At 44.1% G+C, this 12,131-nt stretch carries 11 protein-coding genes; all 11 read right to left on the reverse strand.

All coding sequences use genetic code 11. From position 1 onward, the window contains the following. Positions 1-407: 407 nt before the first annotated feature. Entirely contained in the window at positions 408-722 is a 315-nt protein-coding gene (locus AC58UX_RS21870) for a hypothetical protein (RefSeq protein WP_497256613.1), read from the reverse strand. A 150-nt stretch (positions 723-872) separates the two neighbouring features. Further along, positions 873-1,685 carry an adenosylmethionine decarboxylase gene (gene speD, locus AC58UX_RS21875; RefSeq protein WP_497256615.1) on the reverse strand — a complete coding sequence of 271 codons (813 nt, stop codon included), beginning with the start codon at positions 1,683-1,685 and terminating at the stop codon, positions 873-875. A gap of 99 nt (positions 1,686-1,784) precedes the next feature. Continuing rightward, complete coding sequence (locus AC58UX_RS21880) at positions 1,785-2,468, reverse strand: DUF7002 family protein (protein WP_497256617.1); 684 nt, start codon at positions 2,466-2,468, stop codon at positions 1,785-1,787. A gap of 93 nt (positions 2,469-2,561) precedes the next feature. Continuing rightward, positions 2,562-3,995, reverse strand: a complete 1,434-nt coding sequence (locus AC58UX_RS21885; RefSeq protein WP_497256619.1) for a YfcC family protein — start codon at positions 3,993-3,995, stop codon at positions 2,562-2,564. Further along, the gene (locus tag AC58UX_RS21890) at positions 3,988-5,193 is read right to left on the reverse strand and encodes a M20 family metallopeptidase (RefSeq protein ID WP_497256621.1); all 1,206 of its coding nucleotides are present in this window, start codon (positions 5,191-5,193) and stop codon (positions 3,988-3,990) included. Before AC58UX_RS21890 ends, AC58UX_RS21885 begins: the two co-directional genes overlap by 8 nt. 206 nt (positions 5,194-5,399) lie before the next feature. Continuing rightward, on the reverse strand, positions 5,400-6,431 hold the full coding sequence (locus AC58UX_RS21895; protein WP_497256623.1) for a LysR family transcriptional regulator: 1,032 nt from the start codon (positions 6,429-6,431) through the stop codon (positions 5,400-5,402). Further along, positions 6,388-7,026 (reverse strand): hypothetical protein, encoded by a 639-nt coding sequence (locus AC58UX_RS21900; protein ID WP_497256625.1) that lies wholly within the window; start codon positions 7,024-7,026, stop codon positions 6,388-6,390. The genes AC58UX_RS21895 and AC58UX_RS21900 overlap by 44 nt, the downstream gene beginning before the upstream one ends. A gap of 5 nt (positions 7,027-7,031) precedes the next feature. After that, positions 7,032-8,207: a sugar ABC transporter permease gene (locus AC58UX_RS21905; protein WP_497256628.1), complete on the reverse strand. Its 1,176-nt coding sequence runs from the start codon at positions 8,205-8,207 to the stop codon at positions 7,032-7,034. An 11-nt stretch (positions 8,208-8,218) separates the two neighbouring features. Continuing rightward, positions 8,219-9,739 (reverse strand): ATP-binding cassette domain-containing protein, encoded by a 1,521-nt coding sequence (locus AC58UX_RS21910; RefSeq protein WP_497256630.1) that lies wholly within the window; start codon positions 9,737-9,739, stop codon positions 8,219-8,221. Positions 9,740-9,832: 93 nt separating this feature from the next. Next, on the reverse strand, positions 9,833-10,930 hold the full coding sequence (locus AC58UX_RS21915) for a sugar ABC transporter substrate-binding protein (RefSeq protein WP_497256632.1): 1,098 nt from the start codon (positions 10,928-10,930) through the stop codon (positions 9,833-9,835). Between the two features lie 113 nt (positions 10,931-11,043). Beyond that, a complete protein-coding gene (gene xylF, locus AC58UX_RS21920) occupies positions 11,044-12,129 on the reverse strand; it encodes a D-xylose ABC transporter substrate-binding protein (RefSeq protein WP_497257246.1) in 1,086 nt (361 codons plus the stop codon). Positions 12,130-12,131: the final 2 nt, after the last annotated feature.

Genomic DNA, 12,131 nt, shown 5'->3' on the forward strand with positions numbered 1-12,131 from the left:
TTTCATTATATCTTTGTCTTGATTCACTCATGGACAAACACCTCTTAGTTAATAGTTAAGATTATTATTAATTCTACACTAAGAGACGTCCACTTTTTATTCTAGGTGCAAATATACAGCTAAATGAAGCAATTTCCCTCGAAAATTCAGTTTAGCTGGAAAACATGTAGTTAATTCTGCTGTATTTTTTCATTCTGGCTAATTTGCCAGAAAATAAATGGATAAAATCCAATTATTTGAAATTTCAAGGGAGATTTCAAATAATTAGATGCAGAAAATCCATCTATTTGATTTCTAACGAAATGAATGGCTACGCCGTCCTATTGGAATTTGGAATTTATATTAGGCGACGCATCGACTATCTAAAAAAAGCTTGCCCAGTAGGCAAGCTCTCCCCATCCTTTTTTTCATGTAATATTAGCAAAAACTAAAAACCCGACGATCGGCACGATCCAAAGAAGCGGGATGCAATTCCAGATGGTTGCAGCTCTGAAACGCCGACGCGAAAAACTAATCCATCCGCCGATGATAGCTGCGCACAGTCCAAGCGGATACACCAAGATAGCGATAAAAATAAGCCACGTTGTCACATCGCTGATTGCGTCTGGAGCGTCAAACATCATGACCGACATCCCCGCGATAAACATCCAAACAAGTACAAATATGACGTACACGATCTGTGACACAATTAATGTCCATAACGTCTTGTTACGACTACTCATGATCCTAACCCCAATCCCCACTTGTAGAATGTATGATAAATACAACTCCCCAAACAGCCTTATTTTAGCATAATCCCCACGTGATTTCGCCACTTTTCGACAAAAAAAGAGTCTGGCGCAGCAATCCCTGCATCCAAACCCTTTTCAACCTTAATTGAAAATCATATTTTTCCCATAAAAAATCTCATCCATTTCCCACTTAACACTTTTCTCAATCTCTAGCTGCTCTTCCCTGCTCAGCGTATCCTTCGTGTACCCGAACAAATAGTTGTTGAGATCAAACTCTCGGAGCTTGCATTTGGTATGAAAAATATTTTCTTGATACACATTCACATCAATCATCTGATATAAATCCTGAATCTCCATCGGGATATAGTTTTGAATGGAGCTGATTTCATGGTCGATGAACAGCTTGTGTCCGCTGATGTCCCGCGTGAAACCTCTGACTCTGTAATCCATTGTCAAAATGTCGTTATCGAATGATCGTATCAGAAAATTCAACGCCTTCAGCGGTGATATTTCTCCACACGTAGAAACATCGATATCGGCCCTGAATGTACTGATCCCTTCGTCAGGGTGATATTCAGGATAAGTATGTACCGTGATATGACTCGTATTGAGATGCATAACGACCGCATCCGGCAGCGGGCCTGGCGACTCTTCGAACGATTCGTTCGGTTCCTGCTCAATGGGTCCTTCCGAAACCAGCATGGTCACGCTAGATCCCTGCGGCACATAATCCTGCTTAGCGATATTTAACACATGCGCCCCAATAATATCAGCAACCGTCTTCAATAAAGAGGTCAAACGGTCCGCATTGTATTGCTTGTCTATATAAGCGATGTAAGCTTCGCGCTCTTCTCTCGTTTTGGTGAAGCAGATATCGTACATATTAAAGCTCAGCGATTTGGTTAAATTATTGAAGCCATGCAGGGTAATCATCTGCTCCGAAGTAAGTTTCAAAAGTGTTCTCCCCCTAAGTATCATGCATAAACAGCTAATCTTAGGATGGTATGTCAGTGGCGATTTTATCCATACAAATGTCATAAAATCCGCCATCCGTCATGCTTGCAAGTCCTGCCAAGGCAGTGCTAGATGGCGCCAACGCTCAGGAACTGCATTATCCTCTTTAACATAAATGGCTACCAAATATTTCGAGACATTCTGAACCTTCTCTGTAATAAGCACCTCTTTTATTTCAGAAGCTTTTGTAGGTATGAGGCGATCAGTTACACGTTTAAAATCATTCAAAGGAAGAAACATAGCCTCACTTTTCTTATACGTACAGTTTGCTGGAAACCGCGGGGAGCTGCCCGAGTCATATTTGGATAGAAACACGCTTGAAGCATGCTCTACTAATATGGCAGACGCATCAAATTTCAAGACGGCAAACCCTTCCTCCGGTTCCCTCCGCGAGTAGGTGTCCATCATTTTCTGGCAATCCCTTAGCGTTGGCCAAAAAAAGACGTGCCGATCCAGATGAGCTCGAAATTGCTCTTGAGACGTTGAAGGATCAATCATGCTGTCTGGGATCCGAAGATGGGCATTGATCGTTACAGAATAAGCATCAACATTCACTTTTACCGGCTCTTTACGTCGCTCACCTGAAGACTCGGGATTAATTTGAGAACTGGACAATAATTCATCGAAACGTGCAATCGAAGGCAAATTACTTACTCTTGTGAAATGGTATAGGAATTTTCGGCCTTTGGCTTTGGTTATTCCCGTAATTATTGAATCTGTCATAATGGTTATATTCTCCTCATTACTGGAGCGACCTATACGATCAAATTGGTTCAAAAAAGGCAGCGCCCGATAATCGAGCGCAACCTTGTCCTTTTACGAATAGTTGATGATATTAGCTACAATAATAAATACCGCTCCAATAATTAACCACATCGTCATAAGCGGCCAAAAGAAGCGCACCCATTTCTGATACGATATCCCTGATACAGCCAAGCTACCCATAAGAGCCGATGAAGTAGGAAGAATCATGTTTGAAATTCCGTCTCCTAATTGGAAAGCAAGAACTGACGTTTGTCTGGTGATGCCAAGCAAATCGGATAACGGAGACATAATCGGCATTGTGGTGACAGCCATTCCAGTACCCGAGGTGATGAATACGTTCATCACATTTTGGAATGCATACATCCCCAGCACCTGAATGGAAGCAGGCAAATCTCCAACTAATATAGATAACCCGCTCACAATACTATCGATGACATTACCTTGTTCAAGCACAACCATGATGCCTCTAGCAATCCCGATAATAAAAGCACCATACGTGATTGCACTTGCCCCTTTGACAAATTCGCTAGCGATTCGGCTCGGTCCGAAGCCTGAACAGAACCCAGAAATGATGCCCATGGACAAGAATAGCGCACCTAGCTCTTCCATCCACCATCCTTTTTTGGAAACTCCCCAAATGACGAGACCAAACCCAATGATAACTGCTGCAATGGTCAAATAGTGCTTGAGCTGCATCGTTGGCAGCTTAGTAAAATCTACTTTTTCACCCGCTGCCGCAGATTGCTCAAGGTCATACACGATCCCTTTAGATGGATCCTTTCTTACTTTACCTGCGTAACGAACCAGATACAAGCTAGTCACTGTAATTAAGCATATCAATAAAATAATCCGCAGCCATGCTCCTGAAAACATCGGCACTTGCGCAATGGCTTGCGCCAATCCCACATTGAAAGGATTCAGAATCCCTGCCGTAAAGCCGCAAGAAGCACCTAATGAAATCATGGCAGTGCCTGTCAAAGCATCAAATCCAAGAGCACGTGCGATCGCAATCCCGATCGGTACAAACACCATCACTTCCGTCGACATCCCCATCGTAAAACCACCAACCGAGAATAACATCAGGAAGATTGGAATAACCCATCTGCCTTTAGTGGCAAACGTTTTTGCCACTCTGGAGGTGACAGCTTCAATCGTGCCCGTAGACGTAATAATTTGAAAAGCTCCGCCAATAATGAAAATAAAGAAGACGACATCTGCAGACGCCACTAGCCCATGTACAATTGCTTTCGGTATTTCAATGAAGCTTACAGGACTTGAAGCTACCTCATGATAAGAGCCAGGTACAAGAAGTGACTTCCCTGTCACACTGTCTTTCATGCGTTCAAATTTTCCTGAAGGAATGGTATAGGTTAACGCAGCAGCTACGAATACCAGAATAATTAGAATGACGAATGTATGCGGCATTTTCAAATAATGGCGCAAGCCCTTTTTGGATGATGAATTCGTTTTTACTGTGCTATCCATGTCCATTGCCTCCCTCTCTATTGCTTTTCCATTGTGTAAATTCATTGCGGACGCGCTCAAACGCTGCTTTATCGACACATAATTCATAAGCAGTCATGGCAAGCGCTTTTGCCGCTAGGTTCAATTGGGTCATGCCGGCTTCTGAGCCAGCCAATTCAGCAAACTCGGGCGTATGCGTGGTCGCATCACCAAGTCGGATATAAGGGTGAATGGCCGCTGTGACTTGGCTGACATTACCAATGTCGGAAGAACCTACTCCCCCTTTCAGAGGAGGTTCTGATACTTCAACGCCCATTTCCTCTAAATTACGTTGAAACAGCTGGGCCAACGCTTTATTATTGTTCCGCTCCGCATAAATGAGTCCTTCTGCAATATCAACGGTTGCACCCACACCCTCAGCTGCACATCGGACGGCGCGATACACCTTTTCTCTTACACCTGCTAACTCCTCAACAGTCGAAGCTCTCAAGATAAAGACTGCTTCGCACAGCTCAGGAACGACATTGGGTGCATCCCCGCCTTTTGTAATGATGCCGTGAATCCTTACATCCTCTTTCACAAATTGCCGGATCGAATTGATGGCTACAAAGGCATTAATCAGTGCATCCAGTGCACTGATGCCTTTCTCAGGCGCAGATGAAGCATGAGCTTGCTTACCGTGAAACGTAAATGTTGCATCCACGCAAGCAAGAGCGCCTCGTAAAACCATCGTTTTGTTTTGCGGATGGCACATCATAACGGCGTCGATGTCACGAAAGACTCCTTCTTCACACATGATGATCTTGCCTCCGCCTTCTTCCTCAGCCGGCGTTCCTAACACAACAATTTTGCCAGGCAGCTCTGGGTAAGCGTCCTTTAAAGCCAGCGCAGCTCCCACAGCAGCTGTTCCAATCAAATTATGACCACAGGCATGGCCGATGACAGGGAGCGCATCATACTCAGCAAGTAGCGCAATCGTTGGTCCGCCTGCTTGGCCTTCCCACGTTGCCCGAAATGAAGTTTCAAGACCAGCGATCCCTTGCTCTACTTCAAAACCCGCTTCAATTAAGGGTTCGGTTAACCAACCTTGTGCTTGGTGTTCATGGAAGCTAAGCTCTGGATTTGCATGGATATGCATAGCGATGCGGCGTAATTGTTCATCACGTGTATCCACAGCTTCTTCGATCGTTCTCTTCGTCGTACTTAACAATTTACTCAAATAACTCTCCTCCAGTCATTCTCTCATGGTTGCCTGATCATTCTATTTCAAACGAATTAGTGAATAATTATGTAACTTTATGAATATTTTATCGGTCTGTTGCAAAGTTGTACAATCAATAGTTTTTGTGACGAGCCCATAAATTATTTTATGGCAAAGACGTAAAAAGACACCGCCAGAAGGCGATGTCTACACTACGATCATGCTCACATATGCTGGTTTTTCATGAACTGTACATAGCGATCAACGATCGCAAGATCTAAGGATGATTCCCTGTACATCATCCATGTATTCCGCTTGATAGGCTCGCCATTTTTCCGAACCAAATGAATGGCATTCAATCCATCTTGAGGTGTGATGAAAACACCAGGGACAATCGAGTAACCAAGTCCCTGCTTGACCATTTCTTTACAGGTTTCATATGTATCTACTCGCATTGTCACCGTTGGCGGCGAATCGTACCATTCATGCCACCACGCCTGAATCGTTTCACTGAAAGGTGCATGCGTCTGACTCATCGCTTTAATCCTTGGCTCATGATAAAGAATATGCGGCAATTCCGGAAGTAGCGCCATATCAATTTCTTCTTTGGAAATGATGTAAATATGCTCATCATGAAGAAGACTCTTCGCATCAAACCAAGGGTATTCTCCCCTGATAATGCCCACATGGATTGCTTCTTGATGAAGCAGATCTAGAATCTCAGGACTTAACGCAGATGTAACATGAATTTGTATATCCGGATAATCATCTTTAAATTTTTTGAGTAATGGCGGGAGCTTGTACAGTCCAAAGTAACTAGCAACACCTAATCGAAGCGTGCCTTTCATCTCATTACGCATTCCTGTAATGAAATCCTTCATTTTATTTAACTCAAGAAGCGTCTTTCTCGCATATTCCACCAAATAGCTTCCTTCAGGTGTGAGACGTGCGCCCTTGCTAGATTTAGCAATAATAGGAACACCATATTCTTTCTCCATCTGCTGGATCCTGTAGGTTAGCGCAGGTTGGGTAATATACAGCCGTTCTGCAGCCTTCGTCAGACTTTGTTCTTCTGCCAAAAATTGCAGCATGATACAATCCTTCTCGTTCAAGAAAATCCCCGCTTTCCAATGAATGCCTTCATTATAGCGCGAGCACCAAGGAATGACAAAAAAGCGAAGCCCCTGTTGCGGAACATCGCTTGCTAGGAACCTATGCGCTGAAACGCTGCACAGCTTTCGGATTATTTTGCACATAGTCATCATACGCTTCACGCCAGAAGGCTTCGTCTAACTCCTCAAACGATACCTCTAAGCTCATCGATTTCCCCATCTGAACGGCATGAAATCGATAAGCATGAAAGAAATTCCTTTCAATTGTTGTGTAGGCAATGCCTATTGTGGCGATAGAACGTTTTGTTAATCCCATCCCAACCATCGTAGAAACGCAACCAGCCATACATCTCGTAAGCAAATAGGCAATGACACCTTGCCAGCCTGTCAGCATATAACCAACAATCGTCGAAATAATCGTAGGCAAAAAGTAGGCATAGATCCGATTAAAGGCCGCCCCTAATTGAACGAATGGAGATAAGATGAGGCCGCTCGCGTTGAAATAGATGCCTGCCAACATGGCCATCAACGTGAAGAGTCCGATTTGCTCAGGGCTTAACTGTAAGATAAAACATATCAAGCCTGTGACAAAACCTAATGCTGCGGACATTAAACTGATGTCTTCGGTCGTTTTTAGGATTTGCTTTGGCCTAATGCTAGGAAATAATCTCGCCATAAGACCAAAGCTAGTCGGTACATCAAGACTAATTCTAAGACCTTGAGGGGTATGAATAGTCATTTTAATTAAGCTCTTTTCTTCCGGGTGACGACATCGAAGATAACTGCGATAGCCAAGACCGCCCCACGAATCATATATTGGTAGGAAATGCCGATTCCCATCAAATTCATCCCACTCGATAGCGAAGCCATCACGATGGCACCAATAATGGAGCCTGTCACTTTACCAACGCCGCCTGCAGCCGAAACACCGCCAACATAGGCTGCCGCGATCGCATCAAGCTCGAACAGTGTTCCAGCGGTCGTTGTTGCGGACTGCAAACGTGCCGTGAACAAAATTCCAGAAAGCGCAGACAGTAAACCCATCGATCCAAACACGATATAGGTAATCTTTTTCACGCTTATCCCGCTCAAATTCGCTGCCTCGGGATTACTGCCCACCGCATAAATATGTCTGCCCAACACCGTTGATGTCGTCAAGAAGTGATATAAGGCAACAACGAGCATAACTACGATGACAGTCCAGGAAAAGCCGTTATATCCGGCTAGAATCCAAGTAATATAGGCGATAATGGCGGAAACGAAAATAACTTTTATGATAAAAATGTTGGAAGAAACGACTTCAAAATTGTATTTCAACTTATTATTTCGTTTTGACAGTTCACTGTAAATATACAGCACGATCATTAGCGCGCCTAAAATCAAGGAAAGTAGATTCAATCCACCGACCTTTGCGATCGCAGGGATGAAGCCGTTCCCAATGGCGTTAAAATGCTCATCTTTGATAATAATGGTACCAGTCTTCTCAGTAACCCGCAATAGCGCCCCTCTGAAAATCAACATGCCTGCAAGCGAAGCGACAAACGATGGAATTCCAAACTGTGCAACCAATAAACCATTAAATAAACCTACAATGATGCCAAGCACCAAAATAATCGGAATGGTGATATAAAAAGGTACGCCAGCCTGTGATAAAAGCACGGCCGCAATGGCACCTAAGAATCCCGCAGCAAAGCCTACGGATAAATCAATATGTCGAATCACAATGACAAGTGTCATCCCTACTGCTAGAACCGCGATATAACCTGTTGCATCAATGAGATTGCTAATATTTCGCGAAGACATGAACAATCCATCCGTCATGATGGAGAACGTCAGCATAATGATGAATAGGGCAATATACATCCCATATTCTCGAATATTTACTTTAATTAGCGATTTCGCTTCACTATAAAATTGCACGGGTCTTCCTCCTATTGCGTCGCAAGCTTCATAATTGTTTCTTGATCCGCTTCCTCGATGGGCAGCTCGCCTTTTATTTGACCTTCGGCCATGACATATACACGATCACTCATTCCCAGCACCTCACTGAGCTCTGAAGAGATCATAATAATACTCATCCCTTCTCTGATCAGCTTGTTCATAATCGTATAAATTTCAAATTTGGCTCCTACATCGATGCCGCGTGTAGGCTCATCTAAGATCAGTAAGCTCGGATTCACGAATAACCATTTGCCAAGTGATACTTTCTGTTGATTTCCCCCGCTCAAATTACCTACAATTTGTTCCACGGAAGGCGCCTTAATATTTAAGGACTGCTTAAATTGATTCGATATTTTCACTTCTTCATTCGGATGAATGACGCCTTTTTCAGAAATCTTCTCCAGGTTGGCAACGGAAATGTTTTGCTTGATATCTTGAATGAGGAATAAGCCGTCACCTTTCCGGTCCTCCGTTACATAAGCGATACCTGCCTTAATGGCATCCCGCGGATGTTGAAATGTTTGTTTTACTCCATCCATTAGGAGCTCGCCACGGAGTTTATACGCCTTGGGATTTCCAAATATACTTTGCGCCAGCTCCGTTCGACCTGAGCCCATCAAACCAGCAATACCGACAATTTCACCCTTTTTTATATGCAAATTCACGTTCTTCACAACGTCCCGACCCAGTTGAGGATCGTAAGCCGTCCAGTTTTGGATTTCGAGAATGTTCGTGCCGAAGGTTTTCGTCATTCTTTTCGGGTAAATATCGTCAATTTCACGACCGACCATGTTTTTAATAATGACACTTTCCGAAATTTCACCTAAGGCAGCATCTAGGGTACAAATCGTTCTACCATCTCGTAAAACGGTGATATGATCCGCAATAGCTGTAACCTCTTTGAGCTTATGCGAAATCATGATGCTCGTAATGCCTTGCTTTTTCAGCTCACGGAGTAGCTCTAGTAAGTTCTCGCTTTCCTTCTCATTTAGCGCAGCGGTCGGTTCATCGAGAATGAGCAGCTTCACATCCTTGCTTAACGCCTTAGCGATTTCAACGAGTTGCTGCTTCCCAACCCCTAAATCCTTCACGAGCACTTCTGGATTCACATCCAGCTTTACTTTACGAAGCATTTCTTTGGCTTGACGGATCGTCTGATTCCAATCGACCATCATGCCTTTTCTCACTTCATTGCCTGCATAAATGTTCTCATAAACCGTAAGATCCGGGAATAGCGCTAACTCTTGATAAATAATGGCGATGCCCGTCTTCACACTGTCGCTGATCTTCGAGAATTGCTGAACCTTGCCCTCAAAAACAATATCTCCCGCATAAGTGCCGTGAGGATAAACACCGCTAAGCACCTTCATCAAGGTCGATTTGCCAGCACCATTTTCACCTACCAAACAATGAATCTCGCCCTTATCGACTTTAAAATTAACGTTCGCAAGTGCCTTCACACCCGTGAATTCCTTCGAAATATTGTTCATTTCTAACAAATAGTTGCTCATCATCCTGCTCTCCTTAGCCAAACGACTGCTGGAATAGAGGAATAGTGATAGACGCATCTATCACTATTCCTTCCAAGCTATGTGATCTTACACTTACAATCCTTTGAAATCGGATGCTTGGTAGTAAGCAGAATCTACGAGTGCGGATTTCACGTTCGCTTTATCAACGACAATAACATTCGTTTGCTTCGCTTTTACATCAATTTTGCCGTTATTGTAAGAACCAGTTGTTTCAGGTGTTTTGCCATCGAGGATCGCTACTGCCATACCCATTGCATCTTTCACGAGAGTACGAACATCTTTGAACACTGTCATGGATTGTTTGCCGTCAATCACATATTGGATTGAAGCTTTCTCAGCATCTTGACCTGTGACAACGAACTTCGTAACCGCTTTATCTGCTCCGAATACGTCTGCGATTGAACGTGCTGTACCATCATTTGGTGCCAGGATCGCTACATCGCCCTTCATGTCAGCTGCTGCAGCTGTCAAATGCGTTTGCGCTTTGTTTTTCGCTTCGTTAGCATCCCAGTTCGTCGTGACTTGCCCAATAATTTTACTCATTTGCTCACGAGTCAGCTTTGCAGTTCCTTTCAGTGCAACAGCTTCACTGGAGTTGGCAATTTTGAAAGTGCCATCAGCAATTTTCGGTTGAAGCACTTGCCAAGCGCCTTCGAAGAACAAGAAAGCATTATTGTCAGATGCTGCACCTGCATACAAGTACAAGGGTTGACCTGGCTTCGCTTTATCAACGAGGTATTGCGCTTGTGCTTTACCAACCGCGATGCTGTCGAATGTCACGTAGTAGTTCACAGCGTCTGTTTTCGTAATCAAGCGGTCATAGGAAATGACTTGGATACCCGCTTTTTTAGCTGATTCTACAGCAGCTGCTGCTGCGTCACCGTCTTGTGGACAAATGATCAGCACCTTGATTCCTTTTGCAATCAATGCATCAACATTTTCTTTCTCTTTCGCCGAGGAGCCTTGGCTGAACAAAATTTCCGTTGTATATTTCGAACCTTTCAATGCGTCTTTGAAGCGCTGCTCATCTTGAACCCATCTTGGCTCATCTTTGGTAGGCAATACAATCCCGACACTTACTTTAGAGCTCGCGTTCCCACATGCTGCGACCATCACGGCTAAAAATATAACCACTAACATCAGAGAAATCGCTTTCACACTTCGTTTCATTTGTAATACCCCTCTCATTTGTTTTGGCTGTGCGCCAACTACAAACTGAGTATATCACCGGGATTTTTCCAATGTAACCGCTTTAAATTAGCACTATTTTGAACAATGCTATACTATTTTGTGATTAGCCCCTGATTCACATTTTTATAAACGTCTTCACGCAAATGGAAGCCATCTGCAATGATAGTCGTATCCATATTCGATTTATCGACCGCGATGGGATCAAGCAAAATCGAAGGAACGTCAATCTTTTTATTATTAACTTGTTTATCTGCATGGACATTCTCGCCCTTGGCCATCTTCACAGCCAGTTCAGCTGCCGTTTCGGCCAGCTTACGAATCGGCTTATAAACCGTCATCGTTTGCGTGCCTTCGACGATTCTCTGCGCGGCTGCAAGCTCAGCATCTTGTCCAGAAACAGGGATCACACCTGCCAGCTTCTGAGCCGCTAACGCTTGAATCACCCCGCCTGCAGTCGCATCATTCGCGGCAACAACCGCATCCACTTTATTTTGATTGGCAATTAACGCCCGCTCCATGTTCGCCAATGCGTTCGCAGGCTTCCACTCTTTCGTCGCTTGATCAAATACGATATTAATATCGCCTTTCTCCACGAGCGGCTTTAGAATGTTCATCTGCCCTTTCTTGAACATGTGTGCATTATTGTCCGTATCGGCTCCTTCAATGAGGACATAGTTGCCCTTCGGAGCCCTTTTGACGATAGCTTTGGCTTGCAATTCCCCGGCTTTCTCATTATCGAAAGATATGTATAAATCAACATCCGAGTTAACGATCAACCGGTCATAAGAGATAACCTTGATGCCTGATTTGTGTGCTTTCTCCACGATAGCTGCGGATACTTCTGCATTGTGTGGCACAACTACCAGCACGTCTACGCCTCGCGAAATTAAGTTCTCCGCTTGTGCAAGCTGCAAAGCATCATCGCCGTTCGCGGCTTGCACCTCGATGCGTGCACCTAGCTTTTCTACGGCAGCTTTGAACAAATCGCGATCCTTTTGCCAGCGTTCTTCGAGCAAGGTATCGATGGATAAACCAACCACCACGTTCTTGTCAGTCTTCGTGATCCGCTTGGGGCTTGGCTTACTCTCCATCTGCGTGCTAGCTTTATCTGTAGCTGTACCTCCCACTCCCACTCCCGCTCCGATGAACGAACATGCGGATAACCATACAGCCATCATAG

Source organism: Paenibacillus sp. J22P90 (genome assembly GCF_059692195.1).

Coding starts and splice junctions, on each gene's coding strand:
- AC58UX_RS21870 (WP_497256613.1), bottom strand. CDS start 722: ATGAGTAGTCGTAACAAGACGTTATGGACATTAATTGTGTCACAGATC.
- AC58UX_RS21880 (WP_497256617.1), bottom strand. CDS start 2,468: ATGACAGATTCAATAATTACGGGAATAACCAAAGCCAAAGGCCGAAAA.
- AC58UX_RS21885 (WP_497256619.1), bottom strand. CDS start 3,995: ATGGATAGCACAGTAAAAACGAATTCATCATCCAAAAAGGGCTTGCGC.
- AC58UX_RS21895 (WP_497256623.1), bottom strand. CDS start 6,431: ATGTGCAAAATAATCCGAAAGCTGTGCAGCGTTTCAGCGCATAGGTTC.
- AC58UX_RS21900 (WP_497256625.1), bottom strand. CDS start 7,026: ATGACTATTCATACCCCTCAAGGTCTTAGAATTAGTCTTGATGTACCG.
- AC58UX_RS21910 (WP_497256630.1), bottom strand. CDS start 9,739: ATGAGCAACTATTTGTTAGAAATGAACAATATTTCGAAGGAATTCACG.
- AC58UX_RS21915 (WP_497256632.1), bottom strand. CDS start 10,930: ATGAAACGAAGTGTGAAAGCGATTTCTCTGATGTTAGTGGTTATATTT.
- xylF (WP_497257246.1), bottom strand. CDS start 12,129: ATGATGGCTGTATGGTTATCCGCATGTTCGTTCATCGGAGCGGGAGTG.